The organism is Amycolatopsis kentuckyensis, assembly GCF_041679295.1.
GTDB classification, from domain to species: domain Bacteria; phylum Actinomycetota; class Actinomycetes; order Mycobacteriales; family Pseudonocardiaceae; genus Amycolatopsis; species Amycolatopsis kentuckyensis_A.
On sequence record NZ_JBGDMD010000011.1, the window covers coordinates 59,117 to 79,345 of the forward strand.

Annotated in this window: 20 protein-coding genes; 8 read left to right on the top strand and 12 right to left on the bottom strand. The window is 72.0% G+C overall.

The features are described 5' to 3' along the window. The first annotated feature begins 41 nt into the window (after positions 1-41). Both ACERZO_RS38610 and ACERZO_RS38615 read left to right on the top strand, forming a co-directional pair. Entirely contained in the window at positions 42-998 is a 957-nt protein-coding gene (locus ACERZO_RS38610) for a winged helix-turn-helix transcriptional regulator (protein WP_372670955.1), read from the top strand. Between the two features lie 81 nt (positions 999-1,079). Continuing rightward, positions 1,080-1,265, top strand: coding sequence for a DUF5302 domain-containing protein (locus ACERZO_RS38615; RefSeq protein ID WP_086858770.1), 186 nt, complete (start codon positions 1,080-1,082; stop codon positions 1,263-1,265). Between the two features lie 141 nt (positions 1,266-1,406). Here ACERZO_RS38615 and ACERZO_RS38620 read toward each other — a convergent pair whose 3' ends face one another. After that, entirely contained in the window at positions 1,407-2,324 is a 918-nt protein-coding gene (locus ACERZO_RS38620) for an MBL fold metallo-hydrolase (RefSeq protein WP_372670956.1), read from the bottom strand. Between the two features lie 84 nt (positions 2,325-2,408). On the opposite strand from ACERZO_RS38620, the gene ACERZO_RS38625 reads away from it, so the two are divergent. Then, complete coding sequence (locus ACERZO_RS38625) at positions 2,409-3,353, top strand: LysR substrate-binding domain-containing protein (protein WP_372670957.1); 945 nt, start codon at positions 2,409-2,411, stop codon at positions 3,351-3,353. Here the strand turns inward: ACERZO_RS38625 and ACERZO_RS38630 are convergent. The 5 genes from ACERZO_RS38630 to ACERZO_RS38650 all read right to left on the bottom strand — a co-directional run bounded on the left by ACERZO_RS38630 (position 3,338) and on the right by ACERZO_RS38650 (position 8,167). Next, entirely contained in the window at positions 3,338-4,141 is an 804-nt protein-coding gene (locus tag ACERZO_RS38630) for a serine hydrolase (RefSeq protein ID WP_372670958.1), read from the bottom strand. The two genes, ACERZO_RS38625 and ACERZO_RS38630, sit on opposite strands and share 16 nt — an antisense overlap. After that, positions 4,138-5,211 carry a Glu/Leu/Phe/Val dehydrogenase dimerization domain-containing protein gene (locus ACERZO_RS38635; RefSeq protein ID WP_372670959.1) on the bottom strand — a complete coding sequence of 358 codons (1,074 nt, stop codon included), beginning with the start codon at positions 5,209-5,211 and terminating at the stop codon, positions 4,138-4,140. The genes ACERZO_RS38630 and ACERZO_RS38635 overlap by 4 nt, the downstream gene beginning before the upstream one ends. Positions 5,212-5,370: 159 nt before the next feature. Next, a complete protein-coding gene (locus ACERZO_RS38640) occupies positions 5,371-6,564 on the bottom strand; it encodes a kynureninase (RefSeq protein WP_372670960.1) in 1,194 nt (397 codons plus the stop codon). Continuing rightward, entirely contained in the window at positions 6,561-7,355 is a 795-nt protein-coding gene (locus ACERZO_RS38645) for a tryptophan 2,3-dioxygenase (RefSeq protein ID WP_372670961.1), read from the bottom strand. The genes ACERZO_RS38640 and ACERZO_RS38645 overlap by 4 nt, the downstream gene beginning before the upstream one ends. Continuing rightward, entirely contained in the window at positions 7,352-8,167 is an 816-nt protein-coding gene (locus ACERZO_RS38650) for a PaaX family transcriptional regulator (RefSeq protein WP_372670962.1), read from the bottom strand. The genes ACERZO_RS38645 and ACERZO_RS38650 overlap by 4 nt, the downstream gene beginning before the upstream one ends. A gap of 47 nt (positions 8,168-8,214) precedes the next feature. On the opposite strand from ACERZO_RS38650, the gene ACERZO_RS38655 reads away from it, so the two are divergent. The 4 genes from ACERZO_RS38655 to ACERZO_RS38670 are packed head-to-tail and all read left to right on the top strand — an operon-like array spanning position 8,215 to position 11,975. After that, positions 8,215-8,967, top strand: a complete 753-nt coding sequence (locus ACERZO_RS38655) for a creatininase family protein (RefSeq protein WP_372670963.1) — start codon at positions 8,215-8,217, stop codon at positions 8,965-8,967. After that, positions 8,960-10,462, top strand: coding sequence for a benzoate-CoA ligase family protein (locus ACERZO_RS38660; protein WP_372670964.1), 1,503 nt, complete (start codon positions 8,960-8,962; stop codon positions 10,460-10,462). Before ACERZO_RS38655 ends, ACERZO_RS38660 begins: the two co-directional genes overlap by 8 nt. Next, positions 10,459-11,151, top strand: a complete 693-nt coding sequence (locus tag ACERZO_RS38665) for an SDR family NAD(P)-dependent oxidoreductase (RefSeq protein ID WP_372670965.1) — start codon at positions 10,459-10,461, stop codon at positions 11,149-11,151. The genes ACERZO_RS38660 and ACERZO_RS38665 overlap by 4 nt, the downstream gene beginning before the upstream one ends. Further along, positions 11,148-11,975 (top strand): enoyl-CoA hydratase family protein, encoded by an 828-nt coding sequence (locus tag ACERZO_RS38670; protein ID WP_372670966.1) that lies wholly within the window; start codon positions 11,148-11,150, stop codon positions 11,973-11,975. The genes ACERZO_RS38665 and ACERZO_RS38670 overlap by 4 nt, the downstream gene beginning before the upstream one ends. Here ACERZO_RS38670 and ACERZO_RS38675 read toward each other — a convergent pair. From ACERZO_RS38675 to ACERZO_RS38690, 4 genes are read right to left on the bottom strand one after another with little or no spacing between them, the layout of a single operon-like run. Next, positions 11,972-12,883, bottom strand: a complete 912-nt coding sequence (locus tag ACERZO_RS38675; RefSeq protein WP_372670967.1) for an SMP-30/gluconolactonase/LRE family protein — start codon at positions 12,881-12,883, stop codon at positions 11,972-11,974. The genes ACERZO_RS38670 and ACERZO_RS38675 overlap by 4 nt on opposite strands. Before the next feature lie 10 nt (positions 12,884-12,893). After that, complete coding sequence (locus ACERZO_RS38680) at positions 12,894-13,550, bottom strand: histidine phosphatase family protein (RefSeq protein WP_372670968.1); 657 nt, start codon at positions 13,548-13,550, stop codon at positions 12,894-12,896. Beyond that, a complete protein-coding gene (locus tag ACERZO_RS38685) occupies positions 13,551-14,606 on the bottom strand; it encodes a phosphotransferase family protein (RefSeq protein WP_372670969.1) in 1,056 nt (351 codons plus the stop codon). Continuing rightward, entirely contained in the window at positions 14,603-15,355 is a 753-nt protein-coding gene (locus ACERZO_RS38690) for an SDR family oxidoreductase (RefSeq protein ID WP_372670970.1), read from the bottom strand. Before ACERZO_RS38690 ends, ACERZO_RS38685 begins: the two co-directional genes overlap by 4 nt. 367 nt (positions 15,356-15,722) lie before the next feature. On the opposite strand from ACERZO_RS38690, the gene ACERZO_RS38695 reads away from it, so the two are divergent. Further along, a complete protein-coding gene (locus ACERZO_RS38695; RefSeq protein WP_372670971.1) occupies positions 15,723-16,640 on the top strand; it encodes a hypothetical protein in 918 nt (305 codons plus the stop codon). 6 nt (positions 16,641-16,646) lie between these two features. Here ACERZO_RS38695 and ACERZO_RS38700 read toward each other — a convergent pair whose 3' ends face one another. Then, the gene (locus ACERZO_RS38700; RefSeq protein ID WP_372670972.1) at positions 16,647-17,225 is read right to left on the bottom strand and encodes a hypothetical protein; all 579 of its coding nucleotides are present in this window, start codon (positions 17,223-17,225) and stop codon (positions 16,647-16,649) included. A gap of 62 nt (positions 17,226-17,287) precedes the next feature. After that, positions 17,288-20,215, bottom strand: coding sequence for a helix-turn-helix transcriptional regulator (locus ACERZO_RS38705; protein ID WP_372670973.1), 2,928 nt, complete (start codon positions 20,213-20,215; stop codon positions 17,288-17,290). Positions 20,216-20,229: the final 14 nt, after the last annotated feature.

Below are 20,229 nucleotides of genomic sequence, written 5' to 3' on the forward strand. Positions count from 1 at the left end.
AGGTGCTACTCTGAAGCCTCAGGTAAGAGGGGGATTTGGTCTTGGCCGAGGCGACTGCACAGCGCGTCCGACCCGCGGGGGATCCGCTCCGCAGGGCGCTCGAGCTGGTCGGCGACCAGTGGACGTTGCTGATCCTGCAGAGCCTGTTCCTGCGCTTCCGGCGGTACGAGGAGCTGCGGCTGCGGCTGGGCATCTCGCCGACGGCGTTGTCCGGGCGGCTGCGGGACATGGTGGACGCGGGCATGCTCACGCGCGTGCCGTACCGCGACGCGCGTCGCACGCGGCACGAGTACCGGCTCACCGAGCGCGGCCTGGAGCTGTGGCCGCTGCTGATCTCGATCTGGGCGTGGGAGCGCGAGTGGGTCGAAGGCCGCCGCGAGGTGCTGCCGACGCTGATCCACCTCGACTGCGAGCTGGCTACATCAGCGCCGCTGGGCTGCGGGGCGTGCGGCCGCCGCGTCGACGCGCGGGACGTGCGGGCGTCGCGGCTGGACAGCACCGGTGTCGCGGCGGCGACGGCGTCCAAGCGGTTCCGCCGCAAGGACGCGGAGTCCCTGGCCGGCGACCCGATGATGTTCTTCCCCGACACGATGGAGCTGCTGGGCGACCGCTGGTCGACGGGCCTGCTGGTGTCGGCGCTGCTCGGCTGCCGGCACTTTTCGGAGTTCGAGCGCGAGCTGGGGATCGGGCCGAGCGTGCTGTCGGCCCGGCTGAGCAAGCTGGTCGAGGTGGGCGTGCTGCGCACGGGCACGGCGGCGACCAGGACCGACGCGCGCGACTACCGGATGACGGCGAAGGGGCTGGCGTTCTTCCCGGCGCTGGCGTTCATCGCGGAGTGGTCGCGCGGGTTCGAGGTGACGGGCCAGGAGCCGGACATCACCCTGCACCACGTGGAGTGCGGCAACCGGCTGCGGCCGATCCTGCTGTGCGACCACTGCGGCCGCCCCCTGACGCGCAAGTCGGTGCAGTTCGGCGGAGTTCCGTCCCCGAAACGCTGAAATCGACTCGCCAAGCGGGTTCCCGGCTGCCAGGCTGGAGTGGTCACACGTCGTCGTTTTTCGTCGTTTTCGGAGGTAGTCATGAGTGAACCGACCCCGTCGCCCAGCGGCGAGGAGGACGACGTCAAGCGCAAGTTCCGCGAGGCACTGGAACGCAAGCAGGCGCACGCCCGCTCAGGAGCGTCGCACGAGAACGGCGGCGGCAAGAACCAGCACGCCCACGGCCCGGCGGCCAACAAGCGGACGTTCCGCCGCAAGAGCGGCTGAGGCTCCGGGAACCGGAGGCGCCCCCGCCCTTCCCTTGGGGGGCGTCCCCGGTCCCAGTTTACCGGCCCCCGCCGACAAAACCGGCCGGGAAGCCGAGCAACAGCCGGCTTGTCCACATCACGGCGAGCCTGTGGACAAGCCCTACGGCGTGAACTCCCCCAAGTGGTCCAGGACCACGAACTCACTCCCCGGGCTCGCGGAAGCCACCGCCTTGCGCAGCACCTCCAGCCCACCGTTCGGGTCGTGCGCCTGGCCCAGCGGCAAATCGAAGTCATCCCAATGCGTCGCCGCCACGTACCGGGGGTGGCCCAGGATCGACAGCAGCCGCGGGACGTACCTCGTCACCTTCGAGCCGCCCACCGGCAGCAGCACCGCGTCCGGCCGCAACGCCGTCAGCTCCGACTCCACGTAGTTCGAGCCGCCGAAGTTCAGCACGCTTGCCCCGCCGCCCGTGACCGCGTAAGCCAGCGTCCCACCCTCCAGCAGGTCCGAAATGACCCGCGGCCGGTCCCGGCGGGACAACGGCCGCGACCCCGGGAACGGCACCTGCGCCCGCGCGCCCACCGCCGAGTGCAACGACCGCAGCACGCGGATCGAGTAGCCGTCGAACGTCAGGTCCTCGCCGCCGGTGGCGAGCGACAGCTGGTCCTCCGGGGCGCCCAGCGCCGCCATGAGACTCAAATGCGTCTCGGTCCCCAGCACCGTCGCTCCGGTGCGTTTCGCCAGGTAGGGGACGTCGGTGAGGTGGTCGTAGTGGCCGTGGGTCACCAGGATGTGGTCCGCGTGCAGGAAGCCGCGGTCGAGGTAACCGTCGATCAACGCGCGGTTCACCGACAGCGGCGTGCCGGGGTCCGCGCCCGCCGGGGTGTACGTCCCCGTCCTGAAGCGGGTCAGCCACGGGTCGATCAGGATCGTCTTGCCGCCGACGCGGATCTCCCAGCCGTTGTTCCCCCACCACCGCAACGTCATTCCCGACGCGCCCCAAGCAACTGGCGCGCCCGCCAGGATCGCCGCCGCCGCCGCGCCCGCGCCGAACAGCCCTCGTCTGCTGAAGTCCATACCGGGCACCAGACCACGAACGCGGCGGCGCTGTCCAAGATCGAGACGTCGGCATGTCGATATGCGGACGGGTATCGTCGCAGCGTGGACCACCTCCGTTCGCTGCGGTACTTCCTCGTCGTCGCCGACGAACTGCACTTCGGGCGCGCCGCCGACCGGCTCGGCATCGCCCAGCCGCCGTTGAGCCAGCGCGTGAAGCGGCTCGAAGCCGAGCTGGGCGCGAAGCTGTTCGACCGCGGCCGGCGCGTCACGCTCACCGAAGCCGGCGAAGTGCTTCGCGCCGAAGCCCGTGACGTCCTGAGCCGCTGGGACCGCATGACGACGCTCGTCGCCAAGGCCGGCCGCGGTGAGCTGGACGCCCTGCGCGCGGGCGTGCCACCGGAGCTGCCCGGCCCGGTCCTCGCCGCGATCCTGACGAAGTTCGCCGGCGAGTGCCCGACGGTCCGGCTCGACCTGCAGGAGCTGACCACCGCCGAGCAGACCCGCTTGCTGGCCGACCGCGAACTCGACGCCGGGCTGCTGCAGCTGCCGGTGGACGTCGTCGGCCTGGAGCTCGGACCGGCGATCGACACGCCGCTGGGCGTGGTGCTCCCCCGCGACTCGCCGCTCGCGCGCCGTTCGGAGCTGGCGCTCGCCGACCTGGCGGGCGAAGGCTTGGTGCACGCTCCGCGCGCGGCCGCGCCGGGGAGCTACGACGCCCTGCTGCGCACGTGCTGGGACCACGGCTTCCGGCCGGCCGCGGTCCGGCACGCCCGCAACCCGGAGTTCGCGCTGGGCCTGGTGCTGGCCGGCCACGGAGTGGCGTTCGAGCCCGGCCCGCGCAAGGAACCCCGCGTGGTGTGGCGGCCGTTGACGGGCGAGGTGCTGCGGTCGCGGATGGCTTTCGCGTGGCCACCGTCGAGCCCGCACCCGCAGGCCGCGAAGCTGGCGGAGATCGCGGCCGGCGTGCTCGAGGACGACGGGGTGTCGCGGATCGTGCCGGAGCCGCCGAACGCCCGCCCGTGGGACGTCTTCTACGACCGCAGCTGATCCACCGCCGCGCGGGCCGCGTCGCCGATCGCGCGGTCGATGTCCGGCCGCCGCAACGTTTCCGCTCCGCCCACCGTGAACACCGCCACCGCGTAGGCCGCCCCGTCCGGGTACGTCACCACGCCGATCTCGTTGCGGATCCCCGGCATCGTCCCCGTCTTGGCCGCCACCGCCACCGTCGGCGGGAACCCCGCCGTCAACCGGTGCCAGCTCACCTGGGCCGACATCCACGCCAGCACCTGCGCGCCCGGGCCGGGGTCACCCCACATCGCCGACAGCAACGCAGTCATCTCGCGAGGTGTCGTCGAAGACGTCCGAAGTGGATCCAACGCCCGCAACGGAACCCCGGCGGCCGTGTCCTCCATGATCGTCCGCAGCAGCTCACGCGGAGGGCCGATCACGGACGTCCGCGACAGGCCCAATTCCGCCAGCAACGACCGCACGTTCGCCACACCGACCCGGTCGAACAGCAGATCCGCGGCCGTGTTGTCCGACACCGTCAAAGCCAACAACGCCGCGTCCCGCAAGCTGTACGAGACGTCGTCCGCGAAGCCCGCCGAACCGCTGCCGCCCAAGCGGTCCGCCGCCGACGCTCGCACCCGGTCGGTCGGGTCCAGCAGCCCCGCCGCGACCTGGCGGGCGAACTCGTACGCCAGCGGCACCTTCACCACCGACGCCAGCACCACCGGCGCGTCCGGGTCGAGGCCGACGGAGGAATCGGAACCGAGGCGGCGGGCGTGCAGGAACCCCCGCACGCCCACCGCCTCGAACACAGCGGCAAGACTCACCCGGTCATGATGGACCGCAGCCGCCCGACCTCCGCCATCCGGCGCTCCGCCAGCCGGTCGGCCGCCGTCGCCGGGGGCACGCCGTCGGCGTCCGCCAGGGCGAACACCGCCTTCGTCGTGTCGTAGATGGCCGTCGTCTTGCGCTTGGCGCGCTCGAAGTCGAAGCCGTGGCGCTCGTCGTCGACCTGGATCACGCCACCCGCGTTGACCAGGTAGTCCGGGGCGTACAGCACGCCGCGGTCGGCGAGCTGCTTGTCGATGCCCGCGTGCGCGAGCTGGTTGTTCGCCGCACCGCACACGATGCGGGCGCCCAGCACCGGCACCGTCGCGTCGTTCAGGATCCCGCCCAGCGCACACGGCGCGAAGACGTCCAGCTCGGTGCGCAGCAGGGTGTCCACATCGGACACGACGGAAACGTTCGGGTAGATCGAGCGGGTGCGCTCGATGGCGGGCGCGTAGACGTCCGTGATCGTCACCTGCGCACCGGCGTCCACGAGATGCCCGACGAGGATGTGCCCGACCTTGCCGACGCCGGCCACGCCGACGCGCTTGCCCGCCAGGTCGGGGCTGCCCCAGAGGTGCTCGGCCGAGGCGCGCATGCCCTGGAAGACGCCGAACGCGGTCAGCACGGACGAGTCGCCGGCCCCGCCGTCCTCGGGCGAGCGGCCGGTGACGTACCGGGACTCGCGCGCCACGACGTCCATGTCCTGCACGTACGTGCCGACGTCGCACGCCGTGATGTAGCGGCCGCCCAGGGACTGCACGAAGCGCCCGTACGCGCGCAGCAGCGCTTCGGACTTGAGCGTCTTCGGGTCCCCGATGATGACGGCCTTGCCGCCGCCGAGGTCGAGCCCGGCCAGCGCGTTCTTGTACGCCATGCCCTTGGACAGCGCGAGCACGTCGTCGAGCGCGTCCGCTTCGGTGGCGTAGGGGTGGAAGCGCGTCCCGCCGAGGGCGGGTCCGAGCGCGGTGGAGTAGATGCCGATGATGGCCTTCAGGCCACTGGCCTGGTCGTGGCAGTACACGACCTGTTCGTGCCCGGTGCCCCGGGCGAACACTCCTTCGGTCACGGTGGTGACTCCTTTGTCATCCGCGCCCGGTTTCGTGGCCGGGACGCGCTTCACGGGTTGGCGGGAGCCCGGCGGAGGTCGTCCGCTCGGGTGCCCGGGACCAACCTAGATCCCCGATGATCGCGAGACCAGTGGAGGTCTCGCCATACGGACCGGTAATCAGCCCTTGATCACCTTGCCGAGGGTGCGCATCGCCGTCTCGAGCTGGACGTCCGACAGGTACGGCGCCGGTCCGAAGCGCAGGTACGGCCCCCGGCTGTCGGTGCGGACGCCCTCGGCGGCCAGCGCCGCCTGCAGCCCGGACGCGTCGGCGCAGCGCAGCGAGAGGAACCCGCCGAGGCGGTCCAGCTCCACCGAACGGTCCCGCGCGACGACGTCTTCGGGCAGCGCGAGGGAGTCGAACACCGACGCGAGCAAGCCCACCTGGTGCTGCGAAACCTCGCGCAGGAACTCCGGCGTGAGGCCCTGCTCGGCGAAGAACCGCTGGACCCGGGCGCCGCGGTAGTGGCTGCCCGGGTCGTAGGTCGCGCCGGCGAACCGGTCCCCGCCGGTGGCGTAGGCGACCTTGCCCGGCTCCCGCTCGTCGGCGAGCGCGCCGAACTCGGCGTACCAGCCGGTGATCACCGGGCGCAGCTCCTGGGCGTGCGCGGGCAGCCGCAGGAAGCAGTTGCCCTCGCCGAGCTGCAGGTACTTGTAGCCGCCGCCGAGCACCCAGGCGTTGGTGAGCCCGAGGTCGTGCAGCGGGAACGGCACGACGCCGAGCGCGTGGTAGGCGTCGACGACGAGCTCGATCGACCGGCTGCGGCACGAGTCGGCGAGGTGCGCCAGCCCGGGGACCAGCCTCGACGTCTCGAAGAGCACCGCCGACACGAGCACGGCGGCGGTGTCGTCGTTCACTTCGCCCGCGACGCGCTCGGCGAGCGTGGTCACCGGGTCGAGCGGCACGCGCACGACCTCGACGCCCTCCTCCTCGAGCCGGGCGAGCTGGCGGCGCAGCGTGTGGAACTCGCCGTCGGTGGTGACCAGGCGCGGTCTTCGCGGCAGCTCCATCGCCGAGAGGAACCGCAGCACGAGGTCGTGCGTGCTCGCGCCCAGCGCGTACTCGCCGTGCGGGTCGCCGAGCAGCAGGCGGAAGCCCGCGCGCAGCTGGTCGGCCTTCGCGAACGCGCGCCCCCACTTCTCGTCGACGTCGCGGGCGGCGTCCGCGAAGGACTCCCGCAGGCCCTCCTCCGCCACGTCCGGCCACGCCTGGTGCGAGTGCCCGGACAGCAGCAGGCGCTCGGCGACGCCGAAGCGGGAGTAGTGCGGGGCGAGCGCGTTGTCGTCCGCGCGCAGGTCGTCCAAAGTGGTCACAGTCGGCTCCGTACGGCCCAGAGATCCGGGAACATCGGCTGGAAGAGCGTGGTACGCAGGTAGGTCGCGCCGGATGATCCTCCCGTCCCGGTCTTGTCGCCGATGGTGCGTTCGACCATCTTCACGTGCCGGTAGCGCCACTCCTGCATCCCTTCGTCGAGATCCACCAGACATTCGGCGACGACCGAGGGTCCCCCGTCGTCGCTGTACACGTCCAGCAATATCGCCTGCAGGGCCGGGGACGGCTCCACCGGTCGAGTGACGTCTCGGTCACACTCCACGGAATAGCCAGAAGCCTTGAGGTACGCGAGAAAAGAGTCGAACAAGGACGGTCGCGCCATCGCGTCGGCAATGCGTTTCCGCTGCTCGCCACCCTCGGGGTAGTGCGCGAACACGCGCTCGTCGCGGCGGCCCAGCACGGCTTCCAGCTCGCGGAACTGGGCCGACTGGAAGCCACTCGAAGCGTCCAAACGGGCGCGGAAGCTCGTGAACTGGCTGGGGGTCATGGTTTCCAGCACGTCGATCTGCGCGACGGCGACCTTGAGGATCGTCAGGATCCGCCGCAGGACGCGGATCGAGTGCGCGGTGTTGCCCGCGACGAGGTTCCGCTGGAGGAACTCGGCCTCGTGCAGGATCTGCTTGAACCACAGCTCGTACACCTGGTGGATCACGATGAACAGCAGCTCGTCGTGCTCGTCCGAACGCGTCCGCTGCGCGTTCAGCACCTCGTCCAGCGCGAGGTACGAGGTGTAGCTCAGGGCTTCTTGCGTGGCTTGGCTGGTTTCGGTCATCCCTTGGTCACCTCGTCGAAATGGCGCTGAGCGGCCGGAGCCAGCGCGGTGTACAGATCGTGGAACAGCTCCACCGCGGCCGCCCGCCGATCCGGTGCGGGTACCAGGTCGGCGGGCAGTTCCGGGTCGAGCGACGGGAACGCCCGGAAGGTGTGCACCAGGCGCGCGTGCACCTCGAACGCCTCGGCGTCCGGGGTCTCCTTCCCCGCGTACCCGCCGAACTGGCCGACGAACGCCGTGTAGCGCGCGGCGAGGTCGTCGAGGTCCCAGGCCCGGCCGGCGAAACGGCGGACGTCGAGCGCGGCCGACGGGCGGCCGAGCAGCAGGCCGGCGTGCTCGGTGACGTCCAGCTCGCCGAGCAGGGCGACGACCTCGGCCTCGCGGTCGTGCGGGGCGATCCAGGTGCCGTCCTGGTAGGGCCCGAAGCCGAGGAACCGCAGCCGCCGGACCAGGCGTTCCCGGGCCTGGCGGCGGCTCTCCGGGATGCTCTGCCAGAGCACGGTCCACTCGCCGGCGGCACGCTCGCGGCGGCCGAGGGAGAAGATCCGGTGGTCGCCGTCGGCGAGCAGGGCGATGGTGCGGCGGGTCAGCGAGTAGTGCACGGTGCGGCCCTCGCGGTGGCGCTGGAGCAGGCCGCGGCGCACCAGGCGGGTCAGCGCGATGCGGGCCGCGCCGTCGGAGAAGCCCAGCTCGGCGAGCACCGCGACCAGGCCGCCCGACCACACCCGCCGGGTCTCGCGCGGGTGCACGTAGCTGCCCAGCAACGTCACGACCAGCTCCTGGGGGCTGGCGTCGAAGGCGTCTCCGGGCATGCGGCAACTCTATACACCCCAGGCCGCTGCGGTGTAGCTTGATTTGCGTGACGTACTTCGCGGACCTCAGCTCGCGGCAGGTCGCTTCGCTGGTGGACGGCGACCGTGTGCCGGTGCTGCTGCTCCCGCTGGGCGCGGTCGAGCCGCACGGGCCGCACGCGCCGCTGGGCACCGACCCGCTGATCTCGCGCGGGATGTGCGAGCGCGCGGCCGACCGGCTGGCCGCCGACGACGACGTCCACGTGCTGGTGCTGCCCGAGGTGCCCTACGGCGTGACGCGGTTCGCGGCCGGGTTCGCCGGCGGCGTCCACATCGGCGAGGAGACGCTGCACTCGCTGCTCGTCGACATCGGCTCGGCGCTGATCGGCCAGCGGTTCCGCCGGATCCTGCTGGTCAACAACCACTTCGAGCCCGCGCACCTGGTCACGCTGCGGCGGGCGGTGGAGACGCTGAACTTCGCCTACGACGGCCGCGTCGCGCTGCTCGACCTGGTCCGGCGGCGGCACGCGGAACGGCTGACCGGGGAGTTCAAGTCCGGCGAGTGCCACGCGGGGCGGTACGAGACGTCGCTCGTGCTCGCCGACCGGCCCGAGCTGGTCGACCAGCCGCTGATGCGGACGTTGCCGCACGTGCCCGTCAGCCTGGCTTCGGCTCCTGCCGATGGCGGCTTCCGCGAGCTGGGCATGACCGAGGCGTACTGCGGGGCGCCCGCCGAGGCCACCGCGGCCGAAGGTGAAGAGACGTTCTCGACGTTGACCGACCTGCTGGTGGAAGCGATCCGGGAGCTGGCCCGTGAGTGAGCCGTTCAACCTCGCCACGCACTTCCTCGACCGGCACGTGGCTTCCGGCCGCGTCGCCCTGTACACCGGGGATCGCTCGGTCACGTACGCCGAACTGGCCGAGCTGGCCAACCGCGCCGGGAACGTGCTGCGCGACGCCGGTGTCCGAAAAGGACAGCGGGTGCTCTTGGCGCTGAGTGACGGCGAGGAGTTCGTCGCGACCTGGTACGGCGCGCAGAAGATCGGCGCGGTCACCGCCGAGGTCTACCCGTTCCTGCAACCGAAGGACTACGCGTACTACCTCGGCTACACCGCGGCCGTGGCCGTGATTGCGGACGCCGTCACGCTGCCCGCGCTCCGCGAAGCGGGAGCGCGGAACTTGCTGGTGCTCGGCGTCCCGGACGACGAACTGCGGCCGGGCGAACGTCCATTCCGGACGTTGCTGGACGCCGCGTCCCCCTCACTCGATGCCGCACCGACCACCGTGGACGACATCGGGATCTGGAAGTTCACCACCGGCAGCACCGGCGCGCCCAAGGCGTGCGTGCACACGTTGCGCAGTCCCAAAGAGAGCTTCGAGCGGTACGCCGTCCAGGTGCTCGGACTGCGGGAGGACGACCGGGTTCTCGCCGTGCCCAAGCTGTTCTTCGGCTACGCGCGCGATCTCGTGGCGCTGTTCCCGTTCGGCGTCGGCGCCGCGGGGATCGCGTTCCCCGAACGCAGCACCGCGGACCTGATGTTCGAGCTGATCGCCCGCTACCGGCCGACCGTTCTGGTCAACGTGCCGACCATGATGAGCGCGATGGTCGCGCATCCGGCCGCCGCGTCGCAGGACCTCAGCTGCCTGCGGATGACGACGTCGGCCGGCGAGGCGCTGCCGTCGGAGCTGCACCGGAAGTGGGACGCGGCCTTCGGGGTGCCGGTGGTCGACGGGATCGGCTCGTCGGAGGCCTACCACATCTACCTGTCGAACCGGCCGGGTGCGGCGCGGATCGGGACGCTCGGCACGCCCGTGCCCGGCTACACCGCCGAGGTCGTCGACGAGGCCGGGAACCCGTTGCCGGACGGGGAAATCGGGCCGTTGCGCGTCACCGGGCCGACGATCGCCCTGGAGTACTACGGCGATCCCGAGAAGTCGGCGGGAACGTTCGACGGCGACACACTGACGTCGAGCGACCTGTTCAGCCGATCCGGCGGGTACTTCCGCCACCACGGTCGCGCCGACGCGCTGCTCAAGGTCGGCGGGGTGTTCGTGGCGCCCGGCGAGATCGAGGACTGCCTGCTCGGGCACCCCGCGGTGGTCGACTGCGCGGTGGTCGGCCAGGAGGTCGACGGCCTGGTCGTGCCGCGCGCGTACGTCGTGGTGCGCGCGTCGGTGACCGCGGCCGAGCTGAAGGACCACGCGAAAGCCCACCTGGCCAAGCACAAGTACCCCCGTGAAGTGGTGTTCATGACGGAACTTCCCCGTACCGCCAACGGAAAGCTCGACCGGCGCGCGCTGGCGGGCCGGCCGTGAGCCGGCTGGTCGTCGTCACCGGCGGCACCCGCGGGATCGGCGCGGCGATCGCTTCGCGGTTCCGTTCCGCCGGCGACACGGTGCTCGCGCCGGGACGCGCCGAATGCGATGTCACGGACGAGGACACCGTCGCGGCGTACTTCGCTTCCGCCGGACCGGTGGACGTATTGGTGAACAACGCCGGGATCTCTTCCAGCGCACCGCTTTCGAAGACTTCGGTCGACGATTGGCGGACGCAGATCGACGTCAACGCGACGGGTGCTTTCCTTTGTACGCGGGCGGTTTTGCCGGGGATGCGGACCCGGGACAGCGGCCGGATCGTGACGGTGGCGTCGACGGCGTCGCACGTCGGCTACCGCTACACGGCCGGCTACACGGCGTCGAAGCACGCGGCGGTCGGGCTGATGCGGGCGGTGGCGGCGGAGCTGGCCGGCACCGGCGTCACGGCGAACGCGGTGTGCCCGGCGTTCGTCCGCACCGACATGACGGCCACTTCGGTGGCGCGGATCACCTCGCGGTCCGGGCGTTCCGCGGCCGAGGCGGAAGCGGCGCTGGCGGCGGCGTCCCCGCTCGGCCGGCTGCTGGAACCCGCGGAGGTGGCGTTCGCCGTCGCCTTCCTGGCGGCCCCGGAGGCCGCTGCGATCAACGGCCAGACCCTCGTACTCGACGGCGGAGGAATCCAGTCATGAGCCCGTTCCGCGCGACCGCACCGCTGACGAAGGAGTGGGAGCACTTCGAGTTCACTGTGGACGACGGCGTCGCGACCGTGACGTTCACCCGGCCGGACAAGCTGAACGCGCTGACGTTCGACGTCTACGCCGACCTGCGCGACCTGGTCCTGGAGCTGCCGCAGCACGAGGACGTCCGGGTGCTGGTGATCACCGGGCAGGGCCGCGGGTTCTGTTCCGGCGGCGACGTCGAGGAGATCATCGGCGAGCTGCAGAAGTTCGAGACGGCGCGGCTGCTGGAGTTCACGCGCATGACGGGCGCGGTGGTGAAGGCCCTGCGCGAGTGCCCGTTGCCGGTGATCGCGGCGGTCAACGGCGTGGCGGCGGGCGCGGGCTCGGTGATCGCGCTGGCGAGTGACTTCCGGCTGCTGGCGGAGTCGGCGAAGTTCGCGTTCCTGTTCACGAAAGTCGGTCTCGCCGGCGCGGACATGGGGTCGGCTTATCTGTTGCCGCGTTTGGTGGGCTTGGGTCGCGCTACGGAGCTGCTGATGCTGGGGGACAAGCTGCCCGCCGCACGCGCTTTCGAGATCGGGCTGGCTTCGCAGGTGGTGCCGGACGCTTCACTGGCTTCGACGGCGTCGGCATTGGCGCGCCGGCTCGCGGACGGGCCCGCCTTGGCGTACTCGACGACGAAGGTGCTGCTGACCCGCGAGCTGGACATGGATCTGGGCAGCGCGATCGAGCTGGAGGCGATGACCCAGGCCCTGCTGATGACGGCGAAGGACCACAAGGAGTTCTACGCGGCGTGGACCGCGGGCCGCGAACCTCGTTGGACGGGCCGCTAGATCCGGGTGACCGCGATCGCGTCCTCTTCCAGGGAACCGAAGTAGAGCTGTCCCTGCCACTCCCGCACGCCCACCAGCATGTGGAAGCCGTCGATCTCGCCGCGCAGTTCCTTCGCCACCTTGCCGTCCGGTGCGACGCCCAGGACGCCCACCTCGCGACCCGGCCGCGGCTGCAACCACGTCGGGAGGGCGCGGACCCCCGACCGGAGGAACGACGGCAGCCGGCGGACCACGTCCAACGCCGCCACGCGCGGGGACGCCTGCGTGATCCAGATCAGCCCGTCCGAGCCCGTCGCGATGTTGTCCGGGAAGCCCCACAGGTTCTCGACCAGCGCGTCCACTTGACCGTCCGACAGCCGGACGCGGGACACGCTGAACGCGCCCGTCTCCGCCACCGCCACGAACGACTCGTCCGGCGCCAGCGCGACGCCGTTCGCGAACTGGAGGCCGTCCGCCAGCAGGTCTATCGCGCCGTCCGGGGTGCGGCGAAGCAACCGGCCGCCGGCGGTCTGCTCGATCAGGTCGTCGCGCCAGTTGTCGATGCCGAAGCGGCGCGATGAATCCGTGAAGTACACCGTTCCGTCCGACGCCACCGCCGCGTTGTTGCAGAACACGAAGTCCAGCCCCAACGCCGAAGTCGCCAGGACCGAAGGGGTGCCGCCGGCCAACGGGACCACCAGCAGACCGGCCCGGGCGTCGCAGATCAGCAGCTCGTCCTCGCCGTACAGCTCCAGGCCCAGCGGGCGGCCGCCCGTGTCGGCGATGACGTCGATGTGCCGCCCGTCGGGCGACACGCGCAGGACCCGGCCGTCGTCGACGCCCGTGTAGATCCGGCCTTCGCCGTCGACCACGACGTCCTCCGGGCCGTGCCCGTTCACCGGGATGACCGTGACCTCGCCGAACCGCATCGGGTGCCTCCTACCGGTAGGTGAGCAGCGAAGCCGCGTCGGCCTCGAAGTGCGGGTGTTCGTTGAACGACAACATGGTCACGCCGCCGCGGCCGGACACCAGCTTCGTGATCCCGCCGTTGACCGTGACACGGTTGAACTTCAGCAGCCCGACCTCCGGGGTGCCCATCAGCAGCCCGCAGATCGTCGCGATCACGCCGCCGGAGGTGAACACGACCGCGTGCTCACCCTTGCCGAGCGACGCCACCAGGTCCTCCAGGGCGGCCCGGCAGCGGGCGAGGAACGCCGGCCACGTCTCGGCGCACGGGCCGTCCGCGCCCGCCGACGTCCACGCCGTCAACGCCGCGTCCAGAACTCCTTGGTACGCATGGGAGTCCTCCTGCGGCGCGCCACCGGCGTGGTGCAGCGCGATGTCGACGTGGTCGTATTCGTTCCAGCGCGGGTCCTCGACGACCGGGACGACCGTGTCGAGCGCCTTCAGCGCCGTCGCCGCGGTGTCCCGCTGCCGCGCCAGCGTCCCCGAGCGGATCTGTGTGAAGGAGACGTTGCGCCGCAGCAGTTCCGCACCGACCACAGTGGACTGTTCGAAACCGCGTGGCGACAGCGCGTCGTAGTCGGACGCGCCGAAGGAAGCCTGCCCGTGCCGGACCAGGTAGATCGCGCCCACTCAGACACTCCCCTTCGCGATGATTTCCCGGCAGCGCCAGTCGAGGTACCCGACGAACTGCCAGAAGTCCTTGAACGCCGGGTTGCGGGTGGCACCGTCGTGGTAGCGGCGGTACAGCTGCTGCAGCACCGCCGCGAGCCGGAACAGGCCGTAGACCTCGTAGAACCGCCAGTCCCCGATCGCCAGCCCGGTCTTCTCCGCGTACCGCGCGACGAACTCCTCGCGCGTGAACATCCCCGGCAGGTGCGTCGGCTGGCGGCGGCTGGCCTTCATGACGTCGTCGTCATCGGCCTGCACCCAGTACGCGAGCATGCTGCCCAGCTCCATCAGCGGGTCGCCGAGGGTGGCCATCTCCCAGTCGAGGACGCCGGTGATGTTCAGTGTCGACGGCCCGTCCAGCACGAGGTTGTCGAGCCGGTAGTCGTTGTGGATCAGGCAGATCTTGACCTCGGACGGCTGGTTGGCGGCCAGCCACGCGCGGACCTCGGCGAAGTCGCCGACGTTGTCCGTGCGCGCCGCGACGTACCGGTCCGACCAGCCGCGGATCTGCCGCCCGACGTACCCGGCCCCCTTGCCGAGACCGGCCAGCCCGGCCGCTTCGACGTCGACGGCGTGCAGGTCGACCAGCCGGTCGACGACCTTGCCCGACAGCTCGCGGGCCTGGTCCGGGTTCAGCTCGAGGCCGGCGGGCAGGTCACCGCGCAGGATCAGGCCCTCGAGCTTCTCCATGACGTAGAAGTCGCCGCCGAGCACGCTCTCGTCGTCGCCGAACGCCAGCATCCGCGGCACGTACGGGAACACCGGCTTCAGCGCGTGCTGCACGCGGTACTCGCGCCGCATGTCGTGCGCCGTCGCCGCCTTGTGCCCGGCCGGCGGGCGGCGCAGGATCAGCTCGCGGTCCGGGTAGCTCAGCAGGTACGTCAGGTTCGACGCGCCGCCGGGGAACTGCCGGACCTCCGGCGGCTCGGCGCCGAGGCCCTCGACGCGCGTGGCCAGCCAGGCGTGCACCGCGGCGGCGTCGAAGGCGTCCTCCTCGCGGACCTCGACGGTGGTCATGCGAACTTCCGCAGGATCGACGCGGGCACGACGCGCATGGCGACGCTCAGCGGGACCCACGGCCACGCGGGGACGTAGGCGCGGCGCGGTTCGGCCTCGATCGCCTTGACCAGCGCGCGAGCGCCGCTCTCGGCCTTGGCCAGCAACGGGTTGCGGCCGAGCCGGTCGTTCATCTCCGACTCGATGTAGCCGGGCCGGACGTCGGTGACGGTGATGCCCTTGCGCTTGAGCTCCAGGCGGGTGCCGTCGACGAACGCCGAGATCCCGGCCTTCGAAGCGGCGTACGCGGTGAGGTTGCCGGGCAGGCCGCGGATCGCGCTGAACGACGAGACGACGGCGAGGTGCCCGGCGCCCTGCTCGCGGAAGATCCCGGCGGCGGCCTCGATCTGGGCGGCGGCCGCGACGAAGTTGACCTCGAGGGTCTGCCGGTTGGCGTCGAACCGGCCCTTGCCGACCGGCTGCCCCTTGCCGAGCCCGGCGTTCACGATCACCCGGTCGAGGGACCCCAGCTCGGCGCGGAACTCCTCGAAGACGGTGAAGACGCTGTCGTGGTCGGTGACGTCGAGCTTGCGCGTGACGACCGTGATCCCGGGGTGCGCCGCGGTCAGCTCGCCGGCCAGCTTTTCGAGCCGGTCGGTGCGTCGCGCGCACAACGCCAGGTTGCGCCCTCTCGCGGCGAACTGGCGGGCCATGCCTTCGCCCAACCCGCTGCTCGCGCCGGTGATCAGGATGTTCTTGCGGACGGCCATGCCCGGAGCCTACCCGCTGGTAATAAGACCGGTGGCCCGGCGCTGGGGGCGTCGCCGGGCCACCGGTCATCGCGCGGCCACCCCGGCCGGTCGCACAACGCGGCCGGGTGAGCCGGAGCCGTTCGTCCACGGCTGCGGCCCGCACCCGGATGGGCCGTGAGGGGGAGGCGGAGCCACCGGCGCGGGCAAGTCATACAAGCGCGTCCGCCCAGGCCGGGGCAATGGTTCACAGTTGCCAGTACTAGCCCGTTCGCCCGAGTGGCGGCGCGGCTCCCGGCCACCGGCCGCCCCGCCGAAGGGGGTAGCCAATCCTGCTAACGTGCACCGTGTCGGGGATCGTCGGGGGACGTTACGGGGCGGGTCGGCCATGGCGGGCAGCACGGCGGGCGGTCAGCAGGGTGAGCGCACCGCGTTCGCCTCCCACCTGCGCGCGGCCATCGCGACGAGCGGGCTGTCACTCGACCGGATCCAAGCGCGGCTGCGTGCCCGCGGCGTCGTCGTCAGCGTCACCGCCCTCAGTTATTGGCAGTCGGGCAAGCGGCAGCCGGAGCGGCAGAGCTCGCTGTCGGCCGTCCGCACGCTGGAAGAAATCCTCGACATCCCGGCCGGCTCCCTGCTCGGACTGCTGCCCCCGCCCCGGCCCCGCGGCGGCGCGGGAAAGCGCCAGACCGGCGAGCCGCTGACGTTCCCGCGCGAGGTGCTGCAGCCGCTGCTGGACAAGGTCGGCGCGCCGGACGCGCTCGAGCGCCAGCACCCGCTGAAGCTGGTGGGGCTGCACGACCTGTGCGAGATCGCCGCGGACGGCGGGCAGCGCGCGGTCACCGCGCGGGCGGTGTTCCAGGCGGGCGCGGACGGCCAGGACCGCTGGCTGCTCGTCTACACCCAGGACGACCCGGCGGCGGGCCCGCCGGACCTGCACGCGGTGCGCAACTGCCGGATCGGGCGCGCCGAAGCCGACGTCACGCACGGGCTGCTCGTCGCGGAGCTGGTGTTCGACCGGCCGATCGACCGGGGCGAGACGCACCTGATCGAGTACACGCTGACCAACGGCGGGCCGCCGTACCCGGAGTGCCGCAACACGTACTACCGCGAGTTCCGCCGCCCGGTGCGGGAGTACCTGCTGGAGGTCCGGTTCGCCCCGGGCACGGCCCCGGAGCGCTGCTGGCAGTACGCCCGCAACGGCACGACGAACACCCGCCGCCCCCTCAAGCTCGACGGCGGCGACGGCGTGCACGCGGTCGCGCTGGACTTCGGGCCGGGCGTTTTCGGCATCGACTGGGACTGACCCGGCTCAGCTCCCCTTGATCCGGTCGAGGAGCTCGTCCCGGTACTCCCGCACCGCCGGGAGCTCCGGTTCGTCGCCGGTCGCCCGCTTCAACGCGCCCTCCAGGATCTTCAGCCCCTGGCGTTCGTCGCCGCGCGCGTCCGCCTGCCTCGCGGCGTTCTCCAACGCTTTGGCGAGCTTGGTCCGCGCCTCGGGTTCCCGGGCGGCCTGGTTGATCCGGATCCAGTTGCCGCCCGGATCGACGACGGTGAACCCGGTGTACCGGTCGTTGCGCAGCCGCGGCCGGGTCATCCGCGGGATGCCGGAGACGAGCAGTTTCCCGTGCACGGACCGCATCCCCGCCGCGAAGGCCTCGAACAGCTCGCCGGTGGCCGCCACGATGACCAGGCAGGTGCTGTACGACTGCGCCGGGTCGTAGCCGTCCATGCCGAAGAAGTGCAGGTTGAGGTCTTCCCGCCGCACCGCGACGTGCGGGTTCGGCCGCGTCTGCCGATAGGTGGTCTCGAAGCCGAGCATCTCGTAGAACGACGCGATCTCGTCGATGGAAGGACAGGGCAGGAGCGGAATGGTCAGTTCGTTCGCCACCGCCAGAAGCTAAGCCCGGACCGGCCGAAACGACACGGAGCTATTTGCTCGTGCGAACGACTTCACGACAAGTGGGCGGCCGCCGCGGTCGCCAGCTCCGTGCGGTTCGCGATGCCCAGCTTGGCGTACACGTGCGCGAGGTGCGTCTTCACCGTGCCGCGGCTCATGAACAGCTTCGCGCCGATCTCCGGGTTCGTGCACCCCCCGGCCGCGAGCTTCACGACTTCCAGCTCGGTCGGCGTCAGGCTGCCCCAGCCGCTCGACGGGCGGCCGCGCGCGCCGCGGGTCCGGCGGACGAACGCCACCACGTCGTCGAGGCTCATCGGCTCGTCTTCGGTCGTGAGCCCGAGGACGTCCTGCTCCGGCCGCCGCGGGAAGCCGAGTTCCGCACGGGCGCGGGAACACGAGACGAACACCCGCGCCGCGTCGGCCGAGCGTCCGGTGCGGGCGAACAGCGCCGTCAGCGCGTCCAGGCTGTCGAGGACGCCCAGGCGGAGGCCGTGGTCGAGGCGCACGGACAGGGCCTCGTGGTGCAGCTCGGCGGCCCGCTCCGGCTCGGCCAGGTACCCCTGCTGGTCCAGCGCGTCGGCCAGGGCCGACCGCAGGCCCCAGCGCCGGGTCAGCTCGACGGCCGTGGCCAGCACCTCCGCGGCTTCCGACGTCCGGCCCAGCGCACGCAGCACGGCGCCGCGTTCGGCAAGACCCTGCGACGCCATGTACGTCCCCGGAACGGCCTCACGAGCGAACCACCGCTCGGCTTCTTCGAACGAGCCGCGACGCCGGTGCAGCTCGCCCATCACCCCCGCCATGCCGGGCACGAAGACGTCCCCCGCGGTCTCGATGAGCCGCAGGAACGGCTCCATCACACGGAACCCCGCGTCGACCTCGCCGGCCAGGCAGTGCACCAGCGCCAGCCGGCACAGCGTCGTGTTGACGCGGTGGAAGTCGCCGAGCGGCGCGGCGACTTCCACCGCGTGCTCGGCGAGTTCCCGCGCCCGCGCCAGGTCCGCCGACGCGAGCGCGCTCGCGGACTGGGCACTGAGGACCGTCGACGCGAGGCCGCGGTCGCCCCGGCGGAGCAATCCTTCGGCCGCTTCGGCGAGCAACGGCCGAGCTTCGTCGTGGCGGTCCCGCGCGTGGAGGATGATCCCGCGCAGCATCAACGCGCTGTCGCGGGCGAAACCGTCCGTTCCGGCGGCCTGCTCGGCTTCGAGGGCGACGTCCCAAGCGGCGTCGAAGTCCGTGTACAGGTGCCCGAGCGCGGTCAGCGTCAGGCACCGCGCGCGCAGGCCCGCTTCGCCGAGTTCCGTCGCGATTTCCAGGCCCAGCCGCGCGGCTTCGAGGTCGAACGGCGCCGTCGTGTCCGCGACCAGACCCATCCCGGTGAGCAGCCGGGCCTGCAACGTCGACCGCTCGCCGGGGCACCGGGCGACCGCGCGCTTCAGGTACGCCAGCCCCTCGTGGCCGCGGCCGCGCAGGTTCCACAGCCACGCGACGGCGGCCGCGAGCCGGCGTCCCCGCGTGGGATCTTCCTGTGCCAGCCCCCATTCCAGGGCGGCGCGCAGGTTGTCACGCTCGGGTTCCACCCGCGCGCGCCAGGCGTCCTTGTCGCGGTCGAGGTCGGGCTCGGCGGCTTCGGCGAGCGCGAGGAAGTGGTCGAGGTGGCGGTCGCGGACGGCGTCGGTCTCCCCCGCCTCGGCCAGCCGGGCCGCCGCGTACTCGCGGATGGTCTCCAGCATGCGGTAGCGGCCGTTTTCGGCCAGTACCAAGGACTTGTCGACGAGCCGGCCGAGCACGGCCGGGCCGGCCACCGCGTCGAGGGTGAACCCGCCGGCGAAGACGGCGAGCCGGCGGAACACCGCGCGGTCCTCGCCGTCGAGCTGGTCGTGGCTCCACGCGATCGACGCCTCCAGGGTCTGCTGCCGCGCCGGCACCCCGCGCGGGCCGCGGGTGAGGAGCGCGAAGCGGTCGTCGAGACCGGCGTCGATCTGGTACGGGGTAAGGGTTCCGAGCCACGCGGCGGCGAGCTCGACTGCCAGCGGGATGCCGTCGAGCCGGGTGCACACCGACCGGACGGCGGCCGCGCTGGAACCGTCCAAGGTGAACAGGGGCCGGACCGCGCCCGCCCGTTCGACGAACAGCGCGACGGCCTCCTCGACGGCCAGCGGCGGCACCCGCCACACCGTCTCCCCCGGCACGCCGAGGGGTTCGCGGCTGGTCGCCAGCAGCGCGACTTCGGGGCAGGACCGGAGCAGTTGGACGGCGAGGTCCGCGACGCCGTCGAGGACCTGTTCGCAGTTGTCGAGGCAGAGCAGGACGCGCCGGTCGCGCAGGTGGGTCACCACCGACCGGATGGCGCCGGCGTGTGGCTCGACGGGCACCCCGAGGGTCGCGGCGACCAGCTCGGCGACTTCGGCGGGCTCGGCGTCGAGTTCGACCCACCACACGCCGTCGGGCCAGCGCCCGGCCCCGGCGGCGGCGACCTGCGCCGCCAGCCGGGTCTTGCCGCTGCCGCCGGGCCCGGCCAGCGTGAGGAGCTGTCCCCCGGCGAGCCGGCGCCCGAGTTCGGCGGCTTCGGTTGCGCGGCCGACGAAGCCGGTCAGCTGCACGGGAAGGTTGTTCGGGGTCGTGTCGAGCGAGCGCAGCGGGCCGGGGCGGCCGCCGAGCTGGAAGATCCGCTCGGGCCCGGTGAGGTCGGGCAGCCGGTGGACGCCGAGGTCGTGCAGCGGCCGGCCCGGCAGTTGGGCGGCGGTGCGCGCGGAGACGAGCGTGCGGCCGTCGGCCAGCTCCCGCAGGTGCCGGCAGCGCCGGACGGCGGGACCGGTGGGGGTGCCGTCGTCGCGGAGCAGCACGTCGCCGGTGTGGAGGGCGGCAGGTCCGCCGGTCAAGGTCGCGAGCGCCTCTTCGGGCGTCGCGAAAACCGCCGGAGGTTCGTCGCCGGCGCACAGGATCGTGACCGTGCCCGCGGGCACCAGGTTCGTCTCGCTCATCGCCCGGCCAGTCT